This window comes from Klebsiella sp. R390 (assembly GCF_051131745.1).
Lineage (GTDB): Bacteria > Pseudomonadota > Gammaproteobacteria > Enterobacterales > Enterobacteriaceae > Klebsiella.
This window is the reverse complement of sequence record NZ_CP180445.1, coordinates 2,727,057-2,752,603: the sequence shown is the minus strand read 5'-3', so window position 1 is coordinate 2,752,603 and position 25,547 is coordinate 2,727,057. Positions and strand designations below refer to the sequence as shown.

The 25,547-nt window shown below is 58.1% G+C and carries 25 protein-coding genes and 1 pseudogene; 10 read left to right on the top strand and 16 right to left on the bottom strand.

The window, feature by feature from the left end; translation table 11 throughout:
* Positions 1–103: 103 nt before the first annotated feature.
* Positions 104–1,207, top strand: coding sequence for a 2-aminoethylphosphonate--pyruvate transaminase (gene phnW, locus ACMYSP_RS12775; protein ID WP_434582435.1), 1,104 nt, complete (start codon positions 104–106; stop codon positions 1,205–1,207).
* Between the two features lie 9 nt (positions 1,208–1,216).
* Complete coding sequence (gene phnX / locus ACMYSP_RS12770) at positions 1,217–2,026, top strand: phosphonoacetaldehyde hydrolase (protein WP_434582434.1); 810 nt, start codon at positions 1,217–1,219, stop codon at positions 2,024–2,026.
* A gap of 53 nt (positions 2,027–2,079) precedes the next feature.
* Here phnX and nepI read toward each other — a convergent pair whose 3' ends face one another.
* The 3 genes from nepI to ACMYSP_RS12755 form a co-directional block, all read right to left on the bottom strand.
* Positions 2,080–3,261 (bottom strand): purine ribonucleoside efflux pump NepI, encoded by a 1,182-nt coding sequence (gene nepI, locus ACMYSP_RS12765; RefSeq protein ID WP_123757034.1) that lies wholly within the window; start codon positions 3,259–3,261, stop codon positions 2,080–2,082.
* A gap of 154 nt (positions 3,262–3,415) precedes the next feature.
* A complete protein-coding gene (locus ACMYSP_RS12760) occupies positions 3,416–3,937 on the bottom strand; it encodes an SRPBCC domain-containing protein (RefSeq protein ID WP_434587078.1) in 522 nt (173 codons plus the stop codon).
* 114 nt (positions 3,938–4,051) lie between these two features.
* Entirely contained in the window at positions 4,052–4,504 is a 453-nt protein-coding gene (locus ACMYSP_RS12755; RefSeq protein ID WP_434582433.1) for a DUF1198 family protein, read from the bottom strand.
* Between the two features lie 229 nt (positions 4,505–4,733).
* Here ACMYSP_RS12755 and ACMYSP_RS12750 point away from each other — a divergent pair, with 229 nt between their 5' ends.
* Positions 4,734–5,639 (top strand): LysR family transcriptional regulator, encoded by a 906-nt coding sequence (locus ACMYSP_RS12750; protein ID WP_434582431.1) that lies wholly within the window; start codon positions 4,734–4,736, stop codon positions 5,637–5,639.
* Between the two features lie 43 nt (positions 5,640–5,682).
* On the opposite strand, the gene uhpT is transcribed toward ACMYSP_RS12750, so the two are convergent.
* From uhpT to rbsK, 7 genes are all read right to left on the bottom strand, one after another.
* Entirely contained in the window at positions 5,683–7,077 is a 1,395-nt protein-coding gene (gene uhpT / locus ACMYSP_RS12745) for a hexose-6-phosphate:phosphate antiporter (RefSeq protein WP_434582430.1), read from the bottom strand.
* 141 nt (positions 7,078–7,218) lie between these two features.
* Positions 7,219–8,547 (bottom strand): MFS transporter, encoded by a 1,329-nt coding sequence (locus ACMYSP_RS12740; RefSeq protein WP_434587077.1) that lies wholly within the window; start codon positions 8,545–8,547, stop codon positions 7,219–7,221.
* Between the two features lie 9 nt (positions 8,548–8,556).
* Positions 8,557–10,038 carry a signal transduction histidine-protein kinase/phosphatase UhpB gene (gene uhpB / locus ACMYSP_RS12735; protein ID WP_434587076.1) on the bottom strand — a complete coding sequence of 494 codons (1,482 nt, stop codon included), beginning with the start codon at positions 10,036–10,038 and terminating at the stop codon, positions 8,557–8,559.
* A 17-nt stretch (positions 10,039–10,055) separates the two neighbouring features.
* Positions 10,056–10,649, bottom strand: coding sequence for a transcriptional regulator UhpA (uhpA, locus tag ACMYSP_RS12730; RefSeq protein ID WP_434582428.1), 594 nt, complete (start codon positions 10,647–10,649; stop codon positions 10,056–10,058).
* A gap of 157 nt (positions 10,650–10,806) precedes the next feature.
* Positions 10,807–11,820: an aldose 1-epimerase family protein gene (locus ACMYSP_RS12725; RefSeq protein WP_434582426.1), complete on the bottom strand. Its 1,014-nt coding sequence runs from the start codon at positions 11,818–11,820 to the stop codon at positions 10,807–10,809.
* Positions 11,821–11,831: 11 nt separating this feature from the next.
* Complete coding sequence (gene fucP / locus ACMYSP_RS12720; protein WP_434582424.1) at positions 11,832–13,148, bottom strand: L-fucose:H+ symporter permease; 1,317 nt, start codon at positions 13,146–13,148, stop codon at positions 11,832–11,834.
* A 27-nt stretch (positions 13,149–13,175) separates the two neighbouring features.
* On the bottom strand, positions 13,176–14,096 hold the full coding sequence (gene rbsK, locus ACMYSP_RS12715; protein WP_123757024.1) for a ribokinase: 921 nt from the start codon (positions 14,094–14,096) through the stop codon (positions 13,176–13,178).
* A gap of 337 nt (positions 14,097–14,433) precedes the next feature.
* Between rbsK and ACMYSP_RS12710 the strand changes: the two genes are divergently transcribed.
* On the top strand, positions 14,434–15,225 hold the full coding sequence (locus ACMYSP_RS12710; protein WP_434582422.1) for a DeoR family transcriptional regulator: 792 nt from the start codon (positions 14,434–14,436) through the stop codon (positions 15,223–15,225).
* Position 15,226: 1 nt separating this feature from the next.
* Here ACMYSP_RS12710 and ilvN read toward each other — a convergent pair whose 3' ends face one another.
* From ilvN to ivbL, 3 genes are all read right to left on the bottom strand, one after another.
* Positions 15,227–15,517, bottom strand: coding sequence for an acetolactate synthase small subunit (ilvN, locus tag ACMYSP_RS12705; protein ID WP_123757022.1), 291 nt, complete (start codon positions 15,515–15,517; stop codon positions 15,227–15,229).
* A 3-nt stretch (positions 15,518–15,520) separates the two neighbouring features.
* Complete coding sequence (gene ilvB / locus ACMYSP_RS12700; protein ID WP_434582421.1) at positions 15,521–17,209, bottom strand: acetolactate synthase large subunit; 1,689 nt, start codon at positions 17,207–17,209, stop codon at positions 15,521–15,523.
* Between the two features lie 100 nt (positions 17,210–17,309).
* Positions 17,310–17,405 (bottom strand): ilvB operon leader peptide IvbL, encoded by a 96-nt coding sequence (gene ivbL / locus ACMYSP_RS12695; RefSeq protein WP_123757020.1) that lies wholly within the window; start codon positions 17,403–17,405, stop codon positions 17,310–17,312.
* A 548-nt stretch (positions 17,406–17,953) separates the two neighbouring features.
* Between ivbL and tisB the strand changes: the two are divergent.
* The 4 genes and pseudogenes from tisB to emrD form a co-directional block, all read left to right on the top strand.
* Positions 17,954–18,068, top strand: a pseudogene (tisB, locus tag ACMYSP_RS12690) (type I toxin-antitoxin system toxin TisB); the annotation flags it as partial.
* 90 nt (positions 18,069–18,158) lie between these two features.
* A complete protein-coding gene (locus ACMYSP_RS12685; RefSeq protein WP_434582419.1) occupies positions 18,159–18,605 on the top strand; it encodes a GNAT family N-acetyltransferase in 447 nt (148 codons plus the stop codon).
* Between the two features lie 67 nt (positions 18,606–18,672).
* Positions 18,673–19,506, top strand: coding sequence for an EamA family transporter (locus ACMYSP_RS12680; protein WP_434582418.1), 834 nt, complete (start codon positions 18,673–18,675; stop codon positions 19,504–19,506).
* Between the two features lie 175 nt (positions 19,507–19,681).
* Positions 19,682–20,866, top strand: a complete 1,185-nt coding sequence (gene emrD, locus ACMYSP_RS12675; RefSeq protein WP_123757016.1) for a multidrug efflux MFS transporter EmrD — start codon at positions 19,682–19,684, stop codon at positions 20,864–20,866.
* 61 nt (positions 20,867–20,927) lie between these two features.
* Here the strand turns inward: emrD and dsdC are convergent, their stop codons facing one another.
* Positions 20,928–21,854, bottom strand: a complete 927-nt coding sequence (gene dsdC / locus ACMYSP_RS12670; protein WP_434582416.1) for a DNA-binding transcriptional regulator DsdC — start codon at positions 21,852–21,854, stop codon at positions 20,928–20,930.
* 225 nt (positions 21,855–22,079) lie between these two features.
* On the opposite strand from dsdC, the gene dsdX reads away from it, so the two are divergent.
* Both dsdX and dsdA read left to right on the top strand, forming a co-directional pair.
* Positions 22,080–23,417 carry a D-serine transporter DsdX gene (gene dsdX / locus ACMYSP_RS12665; protein WP_434582414.1) on the top strand — a complete coding sequence of 446 codons (1,338 nt, stop codon included), beginning with the start codon at positions 22,080–22,082 and terminating at the stop codon, positions 23,415–23,417.
* 17 nt (positions 23,418–23,434) lie between these two features.
* Complete coding sequence (gene dsdA / locus ACMYSP_RS12660; protein ID WP_434582413.1) at positions 23,435–24,763, top strand: D-serine ammonia-lyase; 1,329 nt, start codon at positions 23,435–23,437, stop codon at positions 24,761–24,763.
* Positions 24,764–24,824: 61 nt separating this feature from the next.
* Here the strand turns inward: dsdA and ACMYSP_RS12655 are convergent, their stop codons facing one another.
* Both ACMYSP_RS12655 and ACMYSP_RS12650 read right to left on the bottom strand, forming a co-directional pair.
* The gene (locus ACMYSP_RS12655; RefSeq protein WP_434582412.1) at positions 24,825–25,187 is read right to left on the bottom strand and encodes a DUF202 domain-containing protein; all 363 of its coding nucleotides are present in this window, start codon (positions 25,185–25,187) and stop codon (positions 24,825–24,827) included.
* A complete protein-coding gene (locus ACMYSP_RS12650) occupies positions 25,177–25,524 on the bottom strand; it encodes a YidH family protein (protein ID WP_174509632.1) in 348 nt (115 codons plus the stop codon). Before ACMYSP_RS12650 ends, ACMYSP_RS12655 begins: the two co-directional genes overlap by 11 nt.
* Between the last annotated feature and the right edge of the window lie 23 nt (positions 25,525–25,547).

The window sequence follows — 25,547 nt, the reverse complement described above, 5'->3', positions numbered from 1 at the left end:
TGGAGATGAATTTTTTGTTGCAGCGCGATCTTTTCTTTGACCTTTTGCCACCATTATCACCATTATAAAACCAATCTGGTATAGACCAAAAATGGTGAGACAAATGACGTCACGTAATTACCTGCTGCTGACCCCTGGCCCGTTAACCACCTCTCGCACGGTGAAAGAGGCGATGCTCTTCGATAGCTGCACCTGGGATGATGACTACAACCTCGGGGTGGTGCAGACCATTCGCCAGCAGCTGGTCCAGCTGGCAACCCCTGCGGAAGGCTACACCTCGGTGCTGCTGCAGGGCAGCGGCAGCTACGCGGTGGAGGCGGTGCTCGGCAGTGCCCTCAGCGCGCAGGACAAAGTGCTGATCGTCAGCAACGGCGCCTACGGTGCGCGGATGATTGAAATGGCGCAGCGCATGGGCGTCGCCTGTCAGCCGTACGATTGCGGCGAAGTGGCCCGTCCGGACGTGGCAGAGATCGAAAAGATCCTGCTGGCAGACCCGGCGATCAGCCATATCGCGATGGTTCATTGCGAAACCACCACCGGGATGCTTAACCCGATTGGCGAGGTGGCAGTGCTGGCACAGCGCTACGGTAAACGCTATATCGTCGATGCGATGAGCAGCTTCGGCGGCATTCCGCTGGACGTCGCCGCGTTGAATATCGACTACCTGATAAGCTCCGCCAACAAGTGCATTCAGGGGGTCCCAGGGTTCGCATTCGTGATTGCGCGTGAAAGCGAGCTGGCAGCCTGCGCGGGCCGCTCGCGCTCGCTGTCGCTGGATCTGTATGCCCAGTGGCGCTGCATGGAAGATCATCACGGCAAGTGGCGCTTCACCTCCCCGACCCACACCGTGCTGGCCTTTGCCCAGGCGCTGAAAGAGCTGGCCGCAGAGGGGGGCGTGAGCGCCCGCCATCAGCGCTACCTGACCAACCAGCGTCGTCTGGTCGCCGGCATGCGTGCCTTAGGTTTCCAGCCGCTGCTGGATGACAGCCTGCATTCGCCGATCATCACGGCCTTTTACTCACCGAAGGCGCCGCAGTACCGCTTTGACAGCTTCTATCAGCAGCTTAAAGCGCAGGGCTTTGTGATCTATCCGGGGAAAGTCTCGCAAAGCGACTGTTTCCGCATCGGCAATATCGGCGAAGTCTACGACGCCGACATCACCGCCCTGCTGACCGCCATCGATAACGCCATGTACTGGACACACTGAGGAACCGCCATGAACCGCATTACCGCACTGATTCTTGACTGGGCCGGCACCACCGTGGACTTCGGCTCCTTCGCCCCAACGCAGATTTTTGTCGAGGCCTTCCGCAAGGCGTTTGATGTCGAGATCACCCTCGCGGAGGCCCGCGTTCCGATGGGCCTCGGCAAGTGGCAACACATTGAAGCGCTGGGCCAGCTACCCTCGGTGGATGCCCGCTGGCAGGCAAAATTTGGCCGCGCGATGAGCGCTGCCGATATTGACGCGATCTACGCGGCGTTCATGCCGCTGCAAATTGCGAAAGTCGTCGATTTTTCTGCACCGATCGCCGGCGTTGTCGACACCATTGCCGCCTGTCGCGCCGAGGGCCTGAAAATCGGCTCCTGCTCCGGCTACCCACGCGCGGTCATGGAGAAGCTGGTTCCTGCCGCCGCCGCCCAGGGCTATGCCCCTGACCATTGGGTAGCCACCGATGACCTGGCCGCCGGCGGACGTCCCGGCCCGTGGATGGCGCTGCAAAACGTCATTGCCCTCGGCATTGATGCCGTCGCGCACTGCGTGAAGGTCGACGATGCCGTTCCGGGTATTACCGAAGGGCTGAACGCCGGGATGTGGAGCGTCGGGCTGGCGGTGTCCGGTAACGAGTTTGGCGCGACCTGGGAGGAATATCAGCAGATGACGGCAGAAGCGATCGCCACCCGTCGTGAACAGGCGGCGGAAAAACTGTATGCCGCCGGGGCGCATTATGTAGTCGATACCCTGGCCGATCTGCCGGGCGTCATTGCGGATATCAACGCCCGTCTGGCAAGGGGTGAGCGCCCGTAGGCGTAGCTCGTGTTCCCCAGGCAGCGGCCACAACGCCGTGCCTGGGCGACACGTTATACCCGGACTTTGGTGGCAACAAGCAGCCCGGTCAGCAGCATTAAGGCCCCGGAGATGACCAGCGGCGACAGCAGACCGAGATGGTCCAGCGCCACGCCGCCCACCGCTGCACCGCAAGTGTTTGCCAGCTGGATCACCGCCACCTGAATCGACCCGGCTTTTTCCGCCTGATCGGCCAGAGAGCGAGTGATCCACGTTGACCAGCCCACCGGAATCAACGCGAAGGCGAGGCCCCAGATAATCGCCACCGTCGAGGCCACGATTTTGCTTTCGCCCCACAGCACCAGCACCGCCGCGCTGACAGCCAGCACCACCGGCGCAATTGCCAGCGCCGCTTTGACCGAGCGCTTGAGCAGCACGGAGGAGAGCGATGTCCCGACAAAGCTGGCAATACCGAAGCTCAGCAGCACCAGCGTCAAGCCAGAGACATCAAAGCCGGCGAGGTTCATAAACACCGGGCGGATATAGGTAAAGAAGGAAAACTGCCCGGCAAAGGCCATAAAGATGGCGCACATGCCGGCCATCACGCCGGGACGCTTCAACAAGCCAAACATATTTTGCTGTTGTGACGGGGATTCGCCCGGCAGTGAAGGCAGCGCCTTGATCACCCAAATCGTACACACCACGCCCATCACCGCCGCAGCGTTAAAGACGTTACGCCAGCCGATAATCCCGCCGAGGAAGCTGCCCAGCGGCGCGGCAATCACCAGCGCAATCGACACCGCGCCAAAGATAATCGACAGCGCTTTCGGCACCACCCGCATCGGCACAAGGCGCATCGTCAGCGAAGCCGACATCGCCCAGAAACCGCCCAGCGCCAGCCCCAGACAGGCACGGCCCAGCAGCAGCAAGGTAAAGCTGTTAGCAAAAGAGACCAGCAGGCACGAGAGGGTCAGCAGCACGGAAAACAGAATCACCACGTAACGACGGTCGGTGCTGCGGATAATCGAGGTAATAAACAGACTGGAAAACATCGCCACAAAGGCGGTCGTGGTGACCGACTGCCCGGCGACCCCTTCAGAGATACCTAAATCCTGAGCCATCGGCGTAAGCAAGCTAACCGGTAAAAACTCCACGGTAATCAGGCAGGCCACGCAGAAGGCCACCGCAAATACCGCCGACCAGTTCGGTCGCGCAGTCTGGTGAGCATGTGGCGTGGAGGCATTTGAAGACGTCATGGGTTACCTGCATGGTTGGAGAGCGGAAAAGCTGCGCAGTGTAACATTTTGTGTGTGACTAATTTAACAATTCAATCACGTGAAGCTTGATTATTACCGGTAAAACGGCTGGCAAGCCTATCAGACAAGGCTTGCCAGCGCACAGAATGCTAAATTAGCCGCGCTGTGCGTTTTTGGCCGCCGTGGCCAGGCCGCAAATCCACTCCTGATGGCCGTTGATCATCGGGTTCGGTAGCGTCTGCGCCAGCGCCTGTGCCGGTGCCCCTTTCTGTGACTCCTGGGTCAGGATGCGCACGCGGCCGCCGGGCAAATCTTCGAACAGCCAGGCGTGGATCACGTCCAGCCGCGTGGTTGCATCCCCTTCTGCCCAACCGTGCCACGCGATGCGTGCTGCCTGTCCGGCCACCGGTGGAACATATTCGGTCACCTGCGCTTCAATCGGGAAGCCGAAGGTTGAAAAACGAAAGCGAGCGTTGGCGCTCAGCGTCGGGCCGCTGCCGTCATGAAAACGGATATCGGCCACGTTGCTGTAGTAGGTGGGCCATAAGGTGGTGTCGTCGAGCTGCGCCCAGATTTCCGCCGCGGTCAGACCGCTGACGATGATTTCATTGGAGGCAAAATTATCGGTTGTCCCCGGCAGGTAATCTTCCGGCCAGACGATAGCGCTTTGGTGCATTGACTGTTTCATAAGAGACCTCGTAACGGTGAGCTTTAACGAGGTCAATCATCTGCCGGGAGGTGATATAAATCTAATCATCATCATCGATGATGATTATCACATACGGTGATATCAGTGCAGCCAGTGGACGCCATCTTCCGGTAAAAACAAGGCGTTATAGCGCTGTTGTAGCAGGACAATATCGCTCAGTTCCGGGTCCAGCTCGCGTAAAAACCCCTGGGCCAGACGGATCTGGGCGTCGGTGATCGGCGCCGCCAGGCGGGCCTTTTGCATCAGCCGATACCAGTAGTGCAGATTACGCTCGCTGCCATCGACGATCCCCACCTGCCAGATCAGCAGAACCTGGGCGGCGTTTTGCAGATGCGCCTCATTGGGGCGCTCAAGATAACGCAGATACTCGTGACCGGCGGTTTTCCCCAGCGCATCGATCATCGATTCCAATGGCTCCGGGGTAATGCCCAGGCGCTCGCTCAGGCGGCGAATCGCACGGCGTGAATCAGAGGTAAGTACCCGAAAACCGACAACAAATACGACCACCAGCGTGGCCAATCCTATCCAGACCATTCATCCTCTCATTCTCTATCCGTCATACTTCACGCTGCAGATGCGTTGGCTACGCGCGTTCACCCCGGCCAGACGTTATCTCTGCCTCAGGGGAGTCGCTCCCTTGCCGCTTTCCTGTAACCTGAATGAGTGAGGGTATCCCGCATCCTCACTATCATAATGGGAATTTGCGCGCTGTCGACTCCCCGGCGTACCATAATGTGACTTATCGTCGCTGCGGATGGCCATCATGAAATCTGATATCAGAAACCTCGATCTGAATCTGCTGAAAGCACTGGATGCGCTGCTCGATGAACGCAGCGTGACCCGAGCAGCGGCACGGCTTTCGCTGACCCAGCCGGCGGTCAGCGGTATGCTGACGCGCCTGCGGGACGCTTTTAACGACCCGCTGTTTGTCCGCGCCCCACACGGCATGGTGCCGACCCTGCGCGCGCAGGCGCTGGCGTTGCCGGTAAAGCAGCTGCTGGCGGATGCCGACGCGCTGCTGCAGCCAGCCATTTTCGACCCGAAACGGGCCGAATTAACCTGGACGATAGCCGCCACCGATTATGCGCTGAAGGCGGTGATTGTGCCGTTTATCGCCGCGCTAAAGCCCCTGGCTCCCGGTATCCGGGTGCGTATTATTCCGGAATCACCGCAGACCCTGTTCAGCCAAACCGAACGCGGGGATGTTGATATTGCCCTGCTGACGCCCCGCTCCACGCCGCCCGAGCTGCACAGCCGGGCACTGTATCAGGAAGAGTACGTGTGTCTGATGCGCGCGGACCACCCTCAGGCTGCGGTGCCGTTAACCCTGGATCGGTTCTGCGCGCTGGAGCACGTGCTGGTTTCCTGGCAGGGCGATAGTTTTCGTGGCGTGACCGATGAGGCGCTGGCGGCGCTGGGACGTTCGCGGCGGGTGGGGTTGTCGGTGAGCAGTTTTCTGGTGCTGCCGGAGGTGCTGGCGGTCAGCGATATGATTGCGGTGGTGCCACGTCGGCTGGCGAAAATGGCGAGCGGGATGCACATCGCCCCGCCGCCGCTGGCGATCCCCGGCTTTACCAAAAGCATGGCCTGGCACGAGCGTAGCCACCGCGACCCCGCGCAGCAGTGGCTGCGGGAGCTGCTGCACCAGACGGCCCAGCAGGAGAGATAAAAAAAGCCCGGCGCTAAGGCCGGGCAAGGTTACCAATACGCCATCACTCGGCGGTCTGCAAAATCTGTTTCTTTTTCTCGCGGCGAATTTTACGTTCTTCGAATACCGCCACAATGGCCATCAGGCAGATACAGCCGATGGCTGCCGCGTCCAGCGCCGCAAAGGTGCCGGCCCAGCCGGTCAGGCCAAACACCGGCGTGCCGTCGGCAATCATCCCCAGCCCCAGCTTGGCGAAGCTGTCGCCGATCAGGTAGGCGAAGGTGCCTTTGATGCCATCTGCCGCCCCGATCGCTTTTTTCGGTACGAAACCGACTGCCGCCACGCCGATCAGCAACTGCGGGCCGAAGACCAGGAAACCTAAAGCAAACAGCGACATCAGGTAGACATACTGGTTGCTGGCGTGCTGATAGACGCCGAGGGTGGCGATGATTAACGCCAGCGCGATACAGGCCACCAGCGCCCGACGGCCGTTCGCCAGGTCCGACAGCCAGCCCCACAGCAGCGTACCGACCAGCGCACCCACCTCAAACAGGGTAAAGCCCTGAATCGCCACCTCTTTAGACAGCTTCAGCTCCTGGAAGGCATAAACCGTCGACCACTGGTCGATGCCGATACGCACCACGTAGAGGAAGATATTGGAGAAGCACAGCAGCCAGATGACTTTGTTTTTCAGCACGTACTCGACGAAAATCTGCCATTTGGTCATGGCGTTCTCTTCGGTCTCTTTATCTTCTTCGCTGATCTCTTCGCCAAACAGCTCTTCGGCGTTGCCGAGGCCGTAGGATTCCGGGGAGTCGCTGCCAAAACGCAGGCCGATAAAGCCGACAATCAGCGCGATAATCGACGGGAAGATGAACATGCCGATGACGTGGCCGTCGAACAAATAGTTCGCCCCGAACAGCGCCACGCCCGCCGCACCCGCACCGCCGAGGTTGTGCGAGATATTCCAGAAGCCAAGGAACGTCCCGCGCTTGCGGCGCGGGGTCCATTTGGTAATGGTTGAATAGCTACAGGAGCCGCCGGTGCTCTGGAAGAAACCGCTCAGCGCATAGAAGGCGATCATCAGGAACAGGCTGGTAGAACCGGCCCCCATGCTGGCGCTAAAGCCGAGCATGCAGATGGCGGAGAGGATCAGCATAAACGGCAGGAATTGCTTGGTGTTCTTGCCGTCCGCATAGTAAGAAACCAGCGTTTTCCCCACCCCGTAGGTGATCGAGAAACCAAGACCGATCATCCCCAGCTGGGTCATGCTCAACCCGTAGGTGGAGATCATGTCATTCTGGGCAATGTTAAAGTTTTTGCGGATCAGGTACATGGTCAGGTAGCCAATAAAGACCACCAGATAGGACTGCATGAACGGCTTGAACCACATCTTGCGCCGCACATCGAGCGGCAGATCCAGGGTCGGTTTACGCACCTGGTTTAAGAAGGCCAACATAGGACACTCCGGGCTAATTTTTATACCTGCGAATGGCAGGCATTGTAAAAAGCCGCGGTGCGACTGGCCTGAGACAGCGTCCAGGCGAAACCGGGAAAATGTCTTAGTTTTGCCCCGAATGGGGTAAAAAAGTGAGGTACATCACGCTTCGTGCGGCGTTCGCGGCGCCTGGGCATTTAAAAACGGCAGCAGCAGCAACGCTGAAATCCCGGCGGCAATGGCAATGACCACGAAAAATCCGGTCCAGTGCCAGCGCTCAAGCACCTGTGCCAGCGGCCAACCTGAGAGCGAAGCGCCGAGGTAGGCAAACAGCCCGACGAACCCGGTGGCCGCGCCCGCCGCCGCTTTGTGCGAACACTCCGCCGCCGCCATGCCAATCAGCATCTGCGGGCCAAACACGAAGAAGCCGGTGGTGAAGAAGCAGGCCGCCTGCATCACGTAGCTGGCAAAGGGCATCAGCCATAAACCGCCGACCGACAGCAAAATCCCGGCGGCAAAAATCAGGTTCATCGGCCCGCGGTTGCCGTTAAACAGCTTATCCGATCCCCAACCGGCGACCAGCGCGCCAATAAACCCGCCCAGTTCAAACATCGTCACCGCCGAGTTGGCGGTCACCAGATCGACCCCGAGCGTCTCCGACATGTAGAGATTGCCCCAGTCATTAATCGCCGCCCGCACCACATAAACCAACACGTAGCACAGCGACAGCAGCCAGATGTAGGGGTTTGCCAGCACGTACTTGTAGAGGATCTCTTTGCGCGTCAGCCCCGCCCCTTCCTGCTGCTGGGCAATCTCCAGCTCGTCATGGCGCCAGTCGCCCACCGCCGGCAGTCCGACAACCTGGGGCCGGTCGCGCAGCCGCCAGCAGAGAAACAGCCCGGCGACGATCGCCAGCATTCCAGCAATCATCATCCCGGCACGCCAGCCATAGTGCAGCGCCGCCGCCCCCACCACCATTGGGATCAACGCCCCGCCGACGTTGTGCGCGGTATTCCACAGCGCCCACCAGCCGCCGCGCTCGGTACGCGAATACCAGGCCGTCAGCAGACGGGCGCACACTGGCGACCCCCAGCCCTGAAAGAAGGCGTTCAGCGCCCACAGCACGGCAAAGGCCCACAGCGAGGTGGAGAAGCCAAACAGAATATTGACCACCCCGGTGGCAACCAGCCCCAACCCCATAAAGTACCGGGCGTTGGAGCGGTCGCTGACGATGCCGGAGAAAAACTTCGACAGCCCGTAGGTGATGTAAAACAGCGTGGCCAACAGGCCGATATCGCTGCGGGTCAGGACGTTGCTGGCGAGGATTTCCGGTACCGCGGCGTTAAAGCTTTTCCGGGTGAAGTAAAACAGGGCATACCCTAACCATATCGTCAGCAGGATATGGCGACGCCAGTAGCGATAGCGCTCATCCAGCGCCTGTTTATCGGTAATCGGCACGGCATCGGGTGGGGATTTCAGCAAGTTCAGCATCATCGCGCCTCAGACATAACGTTGCGGTAGGTTGACGCAGACGCGGGTACCGTGCGTGCAGGAGATCGTGAGGGTTCCGCCCAGGGCGGTGACGCGCTCGCGCATACCGGTCAGGCCAAAGCCCGGCTGCCCGCTGCCCGGCGGCAGTCCGCAGCCATCGTCTTCCAGCACCAGCATCAGCCACCCGTCCTGCTGCCAGCCCTGCAGCGTCACTGCGCTGGCGCTGGCGTGTTTAACAATATTATTCAGCCCTTCCTGACAGACGCGGAACAGGGTGACGCGCTGGTTTTCACGCAGGGCGGACTCATCAATACGCCAGTCGAGATGGCTGACCATCCCGCGATCTTCCAGCTCCATTTCGCGCATCAGCGAACGCACCGCCTGTTCAAGGGTCAGGTCGTCGAGCTGCCGCGGGCGCAGCCGGCCCAGCAGGCGGCGCACCGAATCGTAGACACCCAGCGACAGCTGTTCGATCAGCTGACCGCTCTGCTGCACACCGCCGTTGTGCGGCGCCAGGCGTTGCACAATCCCCGCCTGGGTTCGGATGGCGGTGATGGTCTGGCCGATGTCGTCATGCAGCTCCCACGCGACTTCCCGGCGCACGCTCTCTTCGGTCTCCATCAGTCGATCCGCCAGCCGCCGGTTACGCGCCAGCTCGCTTTGCAGCGACTGGTTCAGTTCGCGCAGGCGCTGGATCCCGGCCCCCAACAGCAGCCCGGTCAGACTTTGCGCCAGCAGCGAGAGCAGTAAATCCACCGGGTGATCGTGCCAGGTCTGGCTGGCTATCAGGGCAATGGCGTTCATCAGCGTCGCAATTAGCGCCCCTTGCCAGCCGTAGTGCCAGGCCAGAGCGATAATCGGCAGTGCCAGGCAGAAGGGGGTAAAACGCGAGAGTTCAGCAGGCAAGCCCAGCTGAAGCCACAGGCTGACGGTAAACAGCAGCAGATACCAGATAAGGTGCCGCCCGCGCCAGTTGATCGGTTGTGACACCAGCGACGGGCCTAACGGCTGCCAGACGGTGCTGGTGAGATAGTGCCAGATAACCAGGCAGGTCGGCGCCAGGGTCAGGCCGCCGGTGAGGGTCAACAGCAGCGCGTTCAATCCGTCGCTCCCTTCCCCGGTCCATGGCAGCGATTGCAGCAGCGCGGCGGCGATCAGCGCGCCCCCCTGGCGTAACAGCGTGAGCCAGTCGCGCTGGTGGCGATAGCGTGAAATCAGCGCCACCGGTAGCAGGGTCAGCAGGCCGCCGATCATCAGCATCAGCGGATGCGCCAGCGCCACTTCCTGCGCCAGCCAGAAGATCAGCAGCCACTCGGCACCCAGCAGTACCGGCCAGTAACCGCGCGGGCACTGCAGCATCAGGCCGAGCCGCAGGCCAAAGGGAAACAGCAATACAGCAAGGTCGGGGCGCGCGACCAGGTGCAGGCTGATGCTCCACAGGCAAAACCATGCGGCGGAAAAGATAAAGAAACAGCCGGTTACCGAGAGCAACCGGGAGAGAAATGCTTTCATTGCCAGCTATCGAACATACGGCGCGCCAGCTCGACGTCGTTGCTGACGCCCAGCTTTTCCAGCAGGTTAGCGCGATGGACGTGCACGGTTTTCGGCGACAGCCCCAGTTCGGCGGCGATCTCTTTTACCGCCATCCCCTGCGCCAGCTTCTCCGCCACCTCGCGTTCACGTTTGGTCAGCGGATCCCGCCGCCCGGACGCCAGCTTCATGGCGATATCCGGCGTCAGGTAACAGCCGCCGGTCGCCACGGTTCTGACCGCGGCAATCAGCTCATCCGGGCTGCAGCGTTTGGAGAGAAAGCCGCGGGCGCCGGCATTCAACGCCTGCTCCACCAGCGCCGGGCTGTCATGCACCGAAAGCATGATGATCCCCATGCCTTTCGGCAGCTGACTTAACAGCTCGAGGCCGGAAATATCCGGCATCGAAATATCGCAAATACAGACCTGCACACCCCGTCCGGGCAGCCCCACCAGCGCTTCACGGCCAGAGCCAAACTCAGCGACAACCTGGAAATCAGCTTCCAGCCCCAGCAGCTGCGCAAAACCGGAGCGGACGATAAGATGATCGTCAATAAGGGCAATGGTGGTCATGGCGTGTCCTGGCGGGTTAAAAAACGCACTTACCTTAACGATATAAACGGCATCCTTCAAGCGGCGTCTGCGTTGGCTGCGTCTGCTCCCCCAGTCACTTACGTAAGTAAGCGCCTGGGGATGCTCAGACTTGCCGCCTTGGGCCGTATTATCCGCCTCAGGCGATGCCGGTGGTGACCGAGAAGCTTCGGGTCTCCTGCGGTGCCAGCGATATCAGGCTGCCATTGCGCTGGGCCGCCAGAAAGCCCTCCGGTCGGCAGGTGGCGGGCAGGGCGAAGGCGGCAACCTGCTGATCGCCGTTATAGAGGATCCAACGGGTGACGTAATTCAGCTCGGCGCTGGAAAAACGCGTGATGAACGTGGTGCCATCAGGCGCGATCATGCGAAATTCCGGGCTGTCAGTGTAGCGATCCAGCTTATCGGCAAAAAAGACGATCTCCGGGTCATAGAACTGCGGCTCATTTAATGTCGCCACCGAGGCTTCCCCCTGCAGCAGACGCTGATTGAACGCCAGCCATGAGTCCGTCGGCTGAACATGGGCCGGGACCGATTCGCGCAGCGCGAGCGCCTCGTCGGGGATATTCTGGCTGAAGGTCGCCCCCGCGACGTAGACATAGTTCATATGGCACATGTACTGGAGCGGCATGGCGACGGACGCCAGGTTAGTCACCGCCATCTGAATATCAAACAGCGCGCTCGCTTTGTGTAATACCACCGCCGGTCGCGCCTCATAGTGATGACCAAAGCCCATCACATATTCGTAGCGCCCCGCCACGCGCAGGCAATCCTCTTCCAGCTCCAGCCAGGCTTCATCCATGCCGGCGCAGGCCATTTCGCCATGCAGCGGATGGTTGTCCTCCGGCGACGGGCAGCCGTTTGCCAGCAGCCCCGAATGGAAAGCAAAGCAGCCATAGGTCGCCACCACTTCGGTGGCTGGCTTCGGTTGGCGGAACATATTGCGCATGGTCAGGTCATGACCATCAAATTCGGCGTCCCAGATCATTTGCCCCAGCCAGGGCAAAATCACCAGATGGCCGCGGGCATTCTCCACCCGTAGCCCCTCTACGCCGCTGGCGTAGCGAAAAGCGGTGACCGTGAAGTCATCATTGGCCACAAGAGTGCGCGGCTGCTCGTGAAAGAGCGCGCGCCATAACGGTATACGTGTCGTCATCAACAGACTCCTCAGGATGCGGTAGCTTCGGTCAGCGTGCGGCGCACTTTGCACTCACGCCAGAAATAGATGCCCACGTAGATGAAGCACAGCATCGGCACCAGGAACGAGAGCTGCAGGGAGTGGAACATGTCGGCGATAAAGCCCTGAATCGCCGGCACCACGGCCGCGCCGATAATCGCCATCACAATCACTGCGCCAGCCATTTCGGTGTGTTCGTTATCGACCGTATCCAGCGTACCGGCATAGATGGTGGCCCAGCACGGCCCGAACAGTACGCTGACCAGCACCGCCACGTACACCGCGCTAAAGCTCGGCGCCAGCGCCACGTAGGCGAGGAACAATGCGCCGATAACCGAGTAGAGGATCAGCACTTTTTCCGGCGTAAACCGAGTCATCAAAATGTTGGCGACAAATTTGCCGATAAAGAAGCAGGCGAAGCTGTAGACCATAAAGGTTGAGGCATCACGCTCGTTGATGTCGCCCAGCTCCAGCGCGAGGCGGATGGTGAACGACCAGACGGTGACCTGCATCCCAACGTACAGGAACTGAGCGGCAATTCCGCGACGAAAGCGGGCGTTGCTCGCCAGATAGCGCAGCGTATCGGCCGCCGACGGACGTTTATGGTTCGCCGTCTGCGCGACTTTACAGGTCGGGAAGCGCGTCAGCAGGAACAGCACCATCACCACTACCAGTACCATGATCATGTACTTGTAGGGCTCCAGGGTGTTTTCCAGCATCAGCACTTTAAACTGATGGATCTGTTCAGCGTTCATGCCTGCCATCTGTTTTTCGAGGCTTTCGCCGTCGGAAAAGACCAGATATTTACCCAGCAAAATCCCGGCTGCTGCGCCAATCGGGTAGAAGGTCTGGCTGATGTTCAGGCGCAGCGTGGCGTGGCTTTTCGGGCCGATCATCGAACTGTAGGTGTTCGCGGCGGTTTCGAGGAAGCTCAGGCCAATGGCAATGGCGAAAATTGCCGCCAGGAACATGGTGTAGGTTGCCATGTGCGAGGCCGGGAAAAACAGCGTACAGCCGACGATATAGAGCGTCAGGCCAATCATAATCGCAACTTTATAGCTGGTATTTTTAATCACTAATGACGCCGGAATAGCAATTAAGAAATAGCCACCATAAAACGCACTTTGCACCAGAGCGGAAGCAAAATTACTTAATGCAAAGACGCTTTTAAATTGCGTAATTAAAATATCATTTAATGCAGCAGCACATCCCCATAACGGGAATAAGCAGGATAACAAAATAAACTGGAACAGAGGGGTTTTATTCAGATAGCCGTCGGGCATCTGAATGATGTTTTTATCGTTCATAGAGCTACCTTTTACCATGCAGGGTGATTATTCGTTTAACGACAGGTACTCATTAAACTGCTCGATACTGGGATAAGATGATTGGGTGCCTTTTCCGGTGACGCTAAATGCGGCAAACAGGGAGGCTTTTTTCATGGCGAATTCAACATCTCCGCTCTGAACATAGTAGTGGGCAAAACAGCCGATAAAGGCGTCACCCGCGCCGCTGGTATCCACCGCGCTGACCTTAAATGCCGGGACGTGGACCTCCTGGTCGCGGGTCATCCATAGCGCGCCTTTCTCGCCCATGGTCACAATAATATTGTTGAGACCTCTTTCAATAAGGCTGCGGGCGGCGAGGCAAATATTATCGTAAGAGTCCACGGGCAAGCCGGTTAATATTTCAAGCTCGGTTTCATTCGGGACAAAGAAATCGCATTTGCAGGCATACGACATATCTAATTCACGCAATGCCGGCGCCGGGTTTAATAACACTTCAATGCCGTGCTTTTTGCCAAATTCGATGGCGTGATATACCGTTTCCAGCTGGACCTCAAGCTGTAAAACAATCAGCTGACATTTTTTTAAATCGTCAGCAGCGCGATCGATATCTTCTGGTGAAAGAAATTTATTGGCACCTTTAATAATAAGAATGCTGTTGCTGGAATTGGCATTAACGAAGATCGGTGCCACACCGCTGCTGGTGCAGGGGACCTTTTCGACATAGGTGGTGTTGATGCCCCAGGATTCGAGATTGCGAATGGTGTTATCCGCAAAGATGTCATCGCCCACCTTGGTCAGCATCATGACTTTCGAGTTGAGCTTAGCGGCCGCGACCGCCTGGTTTGCCCCTTTGCCACCGCAGCCAATTTTGAACGCCGGTGCCTCAAGGGTTTCGCCCTCTTTTGGCATCTGGTTGGTGTAGGTGATGAGATCCACCATATTGGAGCCGATAACCGCGATATCCATTTTTACTACCTCTCAGAAACAATCACACAACAATGATATTATCGTAACATTATCATGTTACTTTAGTACCATTTGTGACCATGATCGCGATTGCGTTATCATTATCTGTTTATTTTTCACGCACAAAAAAGTGGGTGCTACGGCGAGAAATTAAAAAAAAGATAACCAAATCAATCATAACAAACTGAAAATAAAGTATTTATCATGATAAAAACGCGATCTATCAGGCTTTTAATTCCCGCTGGCTCACAGTATAGTGATGTGAATGCAGGATGTTTCTTCAGGCGCAAAAATGTTACCAGAGGAACATTTGCGAGATAAATTGCGGAGAGAGTGAATGGAGACCAAGCAAAAAGAACGTATACGCCGCTTGATGGAACTGCTGAAGAAAACCGACCGCATCCATCTCAAAGAGGCCGCGCGTATGCTGGAGGTCTCTGTGATGACCATCCGTCGGGATCTCAGCCAGGAAAGTGACTCGCCGCTGCCGCTTACGCTGCTCGGCGGCTACGTGGTGATGGTCAACAGGCCGTCAGCCCCGTCGCTCACCGCCGCCGTTGCGCCAAAACAGGCGCATCATCGTGACGATTTGCCGATTGCCATTCTCGCCGCGGGCCTGGTGAGTGAAAACGACCTGGTATTTTTTGATAACGGCAGCGAAATGCCGCTGGTTATCAATATGATCCCCGATGACATTGCCTTTACCGGCATTTGCTATTCGCATCGGGTGTTTATGGCCCTGAATGAAAAGCCCAACGCCACCGCCATTTTGTGTGGCGGCACCTATCGGGCTAAAAGCGATGCGTTCTACGATACCAGCAACCCTTCGGCGCTGGATTCGCTGAACCCGCGGAAAGTGTTTATCTCCGCCAGCGGGGTACACGAACATTTTGGCGTCAGCTGGTTTAACCCCGAAGACCTCGCCACCAAACGTAAAGCGATGGATCGCGGTCTGCGGAAAATCCTGCTCGCGCGCTATGCGCTGTTCGACGATGTGGCGCCTGCCAGTATCGCCCCGCTGTCAGCATTTGACGTGCTGATCAGCGATCGTCCATTACCGGCAGATTATGCTACCCACTGCCGGAATGGTTCGGTCAACGTTATCACGCCGGATACTGAGAGCGAGTAACTCATTCAAAGAAGACGGCTATTTTATTAAACATCGAAGGATCGGACTGGTTACGCGCGACCTTCACCACATCCTCCAGCTTTTCAATCTGGCTGATCATCTGCCCTAGCCGCTGGTCATCGTTGACCAGTAGCCAGATTCGGCTGTGGTTACTGTTCTGAATAGGCAAACAGAGAATGCCTTCCACGTTAAACGCGCGGCGGGCAAACAGCCCGCAAACGTGGGTCATTACCCCTGGGTGGTTGCGGACGGTGAGTTCCAGAATAACGTTGTCATGAGTCTGCTGTTGCATGGTTTATTCCCCCACCATTTCTGTATTTGCCGCTCCCGGCGGCACCATCGGATAGACTTTCTCTTCTGCATCAATACGCACGTGAATCAGGGCCGGGCCAGGACGGTCAATGATCGCCTGCAGCGCCGCCTGCGGGTCGGCTTCGCTATTTAAATCACAGGTTTGCAGGCCAAAACCGGCGGCAATCTGCATGAAGTTAATCATCCCCGGGTAGGTGGCGGCAAAAACGCCCTGCTGATAGAACAGGCTCTGCTGCTGATACACCAGCCCCAGCGCTTCGTTATTCATCAGGATGATTTTAACATCCAGCTGATTCTCCGCCGCGGTGGCCATTTCCTGAATGTTCATCATCAGGCTACCGTCACCAGAGAAGCAGATCACTTTACGCTGTGGATTAGCCAGCGCGGCACCCACCGCTGCTGGCAGGCCAAAGCCCATGGTTCCCAGCCCGCCGGAGGTCAGCCACTGGCGCGGACGGTTCAGGGGATAGGCCTGGGCAACCCACATCTGGTGCTGGCCAACGTCGGTGGTCACGATCGCCTCGTCATCGACACAGGCGGCCACGGCGTTGATCAGCCCGTAGTGGGCCAGCGGATCGCACTGCTGCGGAATGGTGGACGGAAACTCACGTTGCAGGTCCGCCACCAGCTGGCGCCACTCGTCACGCGGCTGCGAGGCTACCAGCGGGATCAGCTGCGCCAGAACATCAGCAACGTCCCCCTGAATCGCGACGTGCGGCTGCTTGATTTTGCCCAGCTCGGAACGATCGATATCAACGTGAATAATTTTCGCATTCGGGCAGAACTGCTCGGTTTTACCAATCGCCCGGTCATCAAAACGCGCACCTAAAACAATCAGTAAATCAGACTCTTGCAGGATAAAGTTGGTGCTTCGCGCGCCGTGCATACCCAGCATGCCTAATGAGAGCGGGTGCGCCTTCGGCAGCATACCCAGCGCCATCAGGGTCAGGGTGGTGGGCAGGTTGGCTTTTTCAGCCAGCGCGCGAACCTGATCCCCGGCGTTAATCACGCCGCCGCCCAGATACAGTACCGGACGCTGCGCCGCATTGATCATCGCCGCCGCATCCTGAACGCTGGTGCTGTCAAACGTCGGGGTCGGTGCGCGGGTACCTGGCTCCGGCAACACCGCCAGCTCGATGGTTGCGGTCTGCACGTCCTTAGGAATATCTATCCACACCGGACCCGGGCGGCCGGACTGCGCGATGCGAAACGCGTCGCTCATCACCTGCGGCAGTTCAGCGATATCGCGGACCAGGTAGTTGTGTTTCGTGATGGGGATAGAGATACCGTAGGTGTCGACTTCCTGGAACGCGTCGGTGCCGATCATCGATGCCGGTACCTGGCCGGTAATACACACCAGCGGAATGGAATCCAGGCGGGCATCGGCGATGGCGGTGATCAGGTTGGTGGCGCCCGGTCCGCTACAGGCCATACAGACCGCGGGTTTACCCTCGGTACGCGCCATCCCCTGGGCGATAAAGCCCGCGCCCTGCTCGTGACGCGCCAGAACGTGACGGATCTGCGTGCTTTGGCTTAATGCATCATAGATAGGGAGAATCGAGCCGCCCGGGATACCCGCAACGGTGGTGATCCCCTGACGCTCCAGTAAATGAACAACTAATTGCGCGCCGGTGAAGCGCATTTTTTCTGATGTTGTGCCCGAACTTGCCATGCTCCAGTCCTTTTATTCTGGGCCGACTTACCGGGCGAGTGTCAAAAAAAACCCCGCTCGGTTTGCGCCGGCGGGGTTTGGAATCGTGTTGTTCCGGACCCTACGGCGCATTGCCGACGACGACCACCACACGCACGACGACCACCGCGGCAGGCGCGGTTTTTAGTAGAGTCGACGTCAGAATGGAAGTGTTCATTAGGGACCTGTTGTGCGAAAAATTAGCTGAATTTATACAAACACAGCTGCCGCCATTACACAACGGAATTATTTTCATCCACGAGTATTTGCGTAAGGGATCACAATTTTTCGTCTGACGCGCAAAAACAAAAAACCCCGCCGCAGCGAGGTTTTTGTCAGCATGTTTACGGCTGGTAACCGCAAGTACACTGTATTACGTCAACGGTGAAAGTATACGCGCGCGCTGGCATTCACGCAATTTTCACGCAGCTGTCGCCGAAATAGAGTATGGAAGGCGGGTGCCAGATTGTCCAGAAAACACTGTTTAAATATACAGTATTTGTTTATACTGAATGCGTACACGTTGTGTGATTCGGGGCCGCATGTTTTACCGGCGCAATGAAGTCCTGGCTGAAACGGGTGGTGCCGTCAGCGCCTTAACCCCGAGAGAGCACACTGTGTTACGTCAACAAATACGCCACTGTATTCCGGGCACACTAACGTACCCGGGCGGGCGGCGTATCCCCTCGCTGGCAACAGGCGGCGGAAAGGTACGCCAGCGGGTCGTGCTCCTCTACCAGAGGAGACGCGTATGGGCGCGATGGATATTATTGTTCTTATCCTGAGACTCATGGTTGCCGTGTTGCAACTGCTTGATGCAGTCCTGAGACAGCCACGCTGATTCAGGTTCAAGTCGCACCTGAGAGGGGCGGGAAACCGCCCCTCTACAGGCGGTGACCCGTCATCTGATGCTGACTAACTGGAGAAAACCATGCCACCGTTGTTGATTCGTCCTGTCACCCCGGAGACCCCCGGTTTTCTTGCCCTGCGCAGCGAAAGCCTGGAGCAACAATTTGCCATGCTGCGTCGTCTGACGGAGAACTGGCAAAGCGGCAAAAACCGCTTTAATGCACCGGGCGAGAAACTACTGGGCGCCTTTGTTGCCGGGCAGCTGGTGGGGGTCTGCGGGCTGAATGTTGACCCGTTCAGCCAACAACCGCGGGCCGGGCGTATTCGCCATTTATATATCCGCGAAGCCTCACGTCGCCAGCGTGTCGGGCAACAGCTGCTGGTATCGGTGATAACCCATTCCGGCCACTGGTTCGATTTTCTCAATACCCATGCGCCGTCGTCGGCGTGGCCCTTTTATGAAACCCTGGGGTTCCGTCCGGTTTATGATGAGCCGCGGGTTACGCATCGCCTGTTCTGTTCGCTTTAAGGGCCGCTGGCTGGTGGAAAACGCCCGTGTTACAGTGCCAGGACACAGCCACTAACCGTCTCCTACGATGACCATTAGCGTTTTCTGCATTCTGCTGTTCGCCGCCCTGCTGCATGCCAGCTGGAATGCCATCGTCAAAGCCAGCGGCGATAAGATGTACGCTGCAATCGGCGTGAGCGGTTCTGCCGCGCTGATCGCTATGGTCGCACTGCCTTTCGTGCCGCAGCCCACTCTGGCCAGCGCGCCGTATCTGGTCCTCTCCAGCGCCTTACAAGTGGTCTACACCGTGCTGGTGGCCAAAACCTATCAGGTCTCGGATATGAGCCAGACCTACCCGCTGATGCGCGGCACCGCGCCGCTGCTGGTGGCGATTATCAGCGTCGCCGTGCTCGGTGATTCGCTGTCACCGCTGGCCTGGAGCGGGATTGGGGTGATCTGCCTGGCGATCCTGGCGATGGCCTTTAACGGCCGCGCCAGCTCCCGCACCGGTATCATCCTCGCGCTGATCAACGCCTGTTTTATCGCCGGCTATACGCTGGTAGATGGCACCGGGGTTCGCCTGTCGGGCACTGCGCTGGGCTACACGCTGTGGTCCTTTTTTATGAACGGCTTCTGTCTGCTGAGCTGGTCAATGGTCGCCCGTCGGCGGGAAGCCAGCCGCTATCTGCGCCAGCACTGGAAAACCGGGCTGATCGGCGGGCTGAGCACCATGGGGTCGTATGGCCTGGCGCTGTGGGCCATGACCCAGGCGCCGCTGGCGGTGGTCGCAGCGCTGCGAGAAACCTCCATTTTATTCGGCGCCATCATCGCTTTGGTGCTGCTTAAAGAGAAGCTTATTACCCTGCGTATTGTGGCTGCCTGCGGTATTGCGGCCGGGGCTATTCTGCTGCGCCTCTCCTGACGCAGAATGGCAACATTTGTTGCCGATTATTGTTTACAAAACCTGCCTGGCATTCCTCACCAATCCTCGTCATGTGGTTGTACTGTCATTTTTATGTGGTAGATTCCTCCAGCATTAAAGGGGTGTGCCAGTCACATATTCTTAATTTACTTCTATTATCAAAGTATTCATCGACATGAAACGGCATAAGAATTTCACTTTGTTGTTGATGCTGGTAGTGCTGGTGGCCGTAGGCCAGATGGCGCAGACCATTTATATTCCGGCGATCGCCGATATGGCTATTTCGCTGAACGCCCGCGAGGGTGCGGTGCAAAGCGTAATGGCCGCCTATCTGCTGACCTATGGCGTATCACAACTTTTCTACGGCCCGCTGTCTGACCGCGTGGGACGACGTCCGGTGATCCTCATTGGGATGTCTATTTTTATGCTGGCGACACTGGTTGCCATCACCACCCACAGCCTGACGGTGCTGATTATCGCCAGCGCTATTCAGGGTATGGGGACCGGTGTTGGTGGCGTCATGGCGCGTACTCTGCCGCGTGACCTGTATGAAGGTAGCCAACTCAGACACGCCAATAGCCTGTTAAATATGGGGATTCTTGTCAGCCCGCTGCTGGCACCGCTGATTGGCGGGATCCTCAATACCGTGTGGAGCTGGCGCGCCTGCTACGCGTTCCTGTTGATCTTGTGCGCGGTGGTGACCTTCAGCATGGCACGCTGGATGCCGGAAACGCGCCCGGTCGGCGCACCACGAACCCGACTGGCCACCAGCTATAAGACGCTTTTCGGCAATACTGCATTTAACTGCTATCTGCTGATGTTAATTGGCGGCCTGGCGGGTATCGCCGTATTTGAGGCGTGCTCCGGGGTGCTGCTGGGTGCCGTGCTGGGCTTAAGCAGCATGGCGGTCAGTATTCTGTTTATCCTGCCGATTCCGGCGGCCTTCTTCGGGGCCTGGTTTGCCGGGCGTCCGAATAAACGCTTCTCAACCCTGATGTGGCAATCGGTCATCTGCTGTCTGCTGGCGGGGGTGATGATGTGGATCCCAGGCCTGATGGGCGTCATGACCGTCTGGACGCTGCTGGTGCCCGCGGCGCTGTTTTTCTTTGGCGCCGGCATGCTGTTCCCGCTGGCGACCAGCGGCGCGATGGAGCCGTTCCCGTTCCTCGCCGGGACGGCGGGTGCGCTGGTTGGCGGGCTGCAAAATATTGGTTCCGGCGTGCTGGCCTGGCTCTCTGCGATGATGCCGCAGACCGGTCAGAGCAGCCTGGGGTTGCTGATGATGCTGATGGGGCTGCTGATTCTGCTGTGCTGGCTGCCGTTGGCTTCACGCTTCAGCCGTCACCAGCAGCCGGTTTAACGCGCAGCTTCTCCCCCGGTCAGCGTAATGCAACCGGGGGTTGCTGAACGAACGGAGGTGCTCAGCGCACCTGGCTCTGTAACCAGTGGATAAACGCCTCTATTTTTGGCCACTGACGGCCCGCCAGGGTCGTCACATAGTAGTGCTGATGGCACTTCAGCGTCATGTCACCAAAGGGGGCGATCAGTTCGCCGCTGTCTATTCGCTTCTGCACCAGCCGTTTACGCCCCATCGCCACGCCGACATGGTTCATCGCCGCAATCACCGCTAAATCTGAACGATCGAAGCCAATACCCGACGATTGCGGCAATTTCACCGCAAAATGCTGCGCCCAGCTAAACCACTCATCGGTGCCCGAGTCGTTGCTCCAGGCCTGACGGTCGTGCAGCAGCGTGCAATGCTGAAGATGCTCGGGGTGCTGCTGAAGCTGATGCTGACGCGCATACTCGGCGGTACAAACCGGCACAATCGCCTCATCCATCAGGAAGTGGTGGGTCAATTGCGATGATGGTAAATCATCGAAGTAGAGCGCCAGATCGATGCCCGCGCGCTGCATATTGACGTTTTCGTTGCCGGTTAACACGGTCAGCGAGATGGACGGGTAGCGGCGAGTAAAGTCCCCCAGCGCCGGAACCAGCCAGCACTGGGCAATCGACGGTCGCGAGTAAATGGTCAGGGTGCCGGACAACTCCTGGTTTTTGATATCCAGAATCTCCTGGTTCAGGCTGTCCAGCGATGACTTCAGCGACCAGTAGACTCGCCGCCCCTCATGGGTTAACTCCACTTTACGATGCGAACGCACGAACAGCTGGATCCCCAGCTCCTCTTCCAGCTGATTTATCCGGTGACTCACCGCGCTGGGGGTGAGCGACAGTTCTTCCGCCGCCAGCGCGAAAGATTCATGCCGGGCAGCAACCTCAAAAGTATACAGTTTGGACAGCTGCCAGCCGTTCAGCAGCCGGTTGCCAATCTCTTTTGCTACATCCATCGTTCTGTTTCCCTGCATTTTTATCGTCAATGGTAAGCAAAATGACCGCGTCGCGCTGGTTTAAAGATGAAAAAAAGTGACCCATAGCGCAAATAACCGGTTTTTTTTGACCTTAATCACCATCTTGATTCAATCTGATTCACCTGAAGCGCCATTTATATCGTTTGTCAGCCGGTGACGTTTTTCTGTTCAATAGCCTCATCTAATTCACAGGCGAGGTGGGGTATGGAGTCTCAGATTTGGGTTGTGAGCACGCTACTCATTAGTATCGTGTTGATTGTACTAACTATCGTTAAGCTGAAATTTCACCCGTTTCTGGCGCTGCTGTTAGCCAGCTTCTTCGTCGGCGCAATGATGGGCATGAGCCCGTTGGATATGGTCAACGCCATTGAAAACGGCATCGGCGGCACCCTTGGCTTCCTGGCGGCGGTAATCGGTCTGGGTACCATTCTCGGGAAAATGATGGAGATTTCAGGCGCCGCCGAGCGGATCGGCCTGACGCTCCAGCGCTGCCGCTGGCTATCGGTCGATGTCATCATGGTGCTGGTCGGCCTGATCTGCGGGATTACGCTGTTTGTCGAAGTGGGCGTGGTGCTGCTGATCCCGCTGGCCTTCTCCATCGCTAAAAAGACCCACACTTCCCTGCTGAAGCTGGCGATCCCGCTGTGCACCGCGTTAATGGCGGTGCATTGCGTGGTCCCGCCGCACCCGGCGGCGCTGTTCGTCGCCAACAAGCTCGGCGCCGATATCGGCACCGTGATTGTCTACGGCCTGCTGGTCGGGCTGATGGCCTCGTTGGTTGGCGGCCCGCTGTTCCTGAGACTGCTGGGTAATCGTCTGCCGTTCAAAGCCGTTCCCGCCGAGTTTTCAAATCTGGAAGTCCGTCGGGAAGAGACGCTGCCGTCCCTCGGCGCCACCCTGTTGACCATTCTGCTGCCGATTGCGCTGATGCTGGTGAAAACCGTGGCCGAGCTGAATATGACCCGCGGCGGCACGCTGTATATGCTGCTGGAATTTATCGGCAACCCGATTACCGCCATGTTTATCGCCGTCTTCGTGGCCTATTACATCCTCGGTATCCGCCAGAATATGAGCATGGGCACGCTGCTGACCCACACTGAAAATGGTTTCGGCTCGATTGCTAATATCCTGCTGATCATCGGTGCTGGCGGGGCGTTTAACGCCATCCTGAAGAGCAGCGGCCTGGCCGATTCGCTGGCGGTGATTCTGTCGGGCATGCATATGCACCCGATTCTGCTGGCCTGGCTGGTGGCGCTAATTCTGCACGCGGCGGTCGGTTCAGCCACCGTCGCCATGATGGGGGCGACCGCTATCGTGGCGCCAATGCTGCCGCTGTACCCAGGCGTAAGCCCGGAGATCATCGCCATTGCTATCGGTTCCGGCGCAATTGGCTGCACGATCGTCACCGATTCCCTGTTCTGGCTGGTAAAACAGTACTGCGGTGCGAGCCTGAGTGAGACGTTCAAATACTATACAACGGCCACATTTATCGCATCCTTGCTTGCACTTGCCTGCACGTTCCTGCTTTCTTTCATCATCTGAGCGCAAAGAGACGTCATATGAAAAACGCTGACATGACCACATTAATCACCCGCTTCCCGCTGCTGCAGGAGCTGATCGACCTGAAAGAAACCACCTGGTTTAACCCGGCCACTACGTCACTGGCAGAAGGTTTACCCTACGTCGGCCTGACCACCGAAGATGTTCAGGATGCCCGTGCGCGGCTGGAGCGCTTTGCGCCTTATCTGGCGCAGGCCTTCCCGGAAACTGCCGCTACCGGCGGAATTATTGAATCCGAGCTGGTAGCGATCCCGGCGATGAAAGCGCGGCTGGAGCAGGCATTTTCCCAGGCCATCGACGGTGAACTGCTGTTGAAAAAAGACAGCCATCTGCCGGTTTCCGGCTCCATTAAAGCGCGCGGCGGGATTTATGAAGTCCTGACCCATGCGGAAAAACTGGTGCTGGAGGCGGGCCTGCTGACCACCGGGGATGACTACCGTCAGCTGCTGACGCCAGAGTTTAAACAGTTCTTTAGCCAGTACAGCATCGCCGTGGGATCGACCGGTAACCTCGGGATGTCGATTGGCATCATGAGCGCCCGCATCGGCTTTAAGGTCACGGTACATATGTCCGCCGACGCCCGGGCGTGGAAAAAAGCGAAACTGCGCAGCCACGGCGTGACGGTGGTGGAGTACGAGCAGGATTACGGCGTGGCGGTTGAACAGGGACGTAAGGCGGCAGAAGCCGATCCCAACTGCTTCTTTATTGATGACGAAAACTCCCGCACGCTGTTCCTCGGCTACGCCGTCGCCGGCGAGCGCCTGAAAGCGCAGTTCGCGCAACAGGGGCGCGTGGTCGATGCCAATCATCCGCTGTTTGTCTATCTACCGTGCGGCGTGGGTGGCGGCCCAGGTGGGGTGGCATTTGGCCTGAAGCTGGCCTTCGGCGATCATGTTCACTGTTTCTTCGCCGAACCAACCCACTCTCCGTGCATGCTGCTGGGGGTTCATACCGGGCTGCATGATGGTATTGCGGTCCAGGATCTCGGTATCGATAACCTGACCGCCGCCGATGGCCTGGCCGTTGGGCGCGCTTCCGGGTTTGTCGGCAGGGCGATGGAGCGTCTGCTGGATGGCTTCTATACCCTCAGCGACCAGTCGATGTACGACATGCTGGGCTGGCTGGCGCAAGCCGAAAATATTCGCCTGGAGCCATCCGCCCTGGCGGGGATGGCCGGGCCGCAGCGCGTCTGCGCCAGCAAGACTTATCAGCAGATGCATGGCTTCAGCGCCAGCCAGATGCACAATGCCACGCATCTGGTCTGGGCGACCGGCGGCGGCATGGTACCGGAAGAAGAAATGGCGCAGTACCTGGCGAAAGGCCGCTAAGGTCGCGAGAGTCTACCCAACCGGCCCTGCACAGCAGTGCGGCAAATGGGCCGGTTTCCCGCTAAGGCATATTCTGAATAAATAAGGCAATTTGCCGCAGGTGCGTAGCCGCGAACATCAACGAGAGCGACAGTACCGCGACGGCGATGAAAAACTTGTCGTACACCGCCCTTGGCTGGACAAAATCGTTATCATCGACATCCATCAGGTTACGGTGACGGGTGTAGTGCCAGAGAATAAACGCCACGATCAGCAGTACGCCAATCGACAGCCAGAACAACGTCCCTGCGCTATGCCAGTTATGCTTGATCGCCAGCGCCATCAGCGCCCCGTAACCCAGCAATGTGCGAAACCAGGCCAGCGATGTCCGCTCCGGCTGCAGGCCAGGATCGCTTTCCCGCCGCGCCCGGCGTCTATCCGCCATAAAACACCAGCCCCATCACCACGGCCACCACCAGCGTCAACAAGATGCTAATCACCAGTAGCGTTCTGGTATAGGGCAGGTCCTGCTTCAGGCGCATCGCCTTTTCGTTACTCAGCCAGCGCAGGTAGCCATAAATGGCCAGCCCACCGGCAAACAGACAGAGCAATAGCGCCAACACTTCGCGAATCAGTGGGGTCGCAAAATCCGGTGCCAGCTGATCTAAGCCAACCCCGGCGGCCAGAAAGCCTAATGCCGTGCGGATCCATGCCAGAAAGGTACGTTCGTTAGCCAGCGAGAAGCGGTAATCCGGTGCTTCGCCGACGCGAGAGATTTTCATCAGGGTTCCTTGTTCGTAGCGCG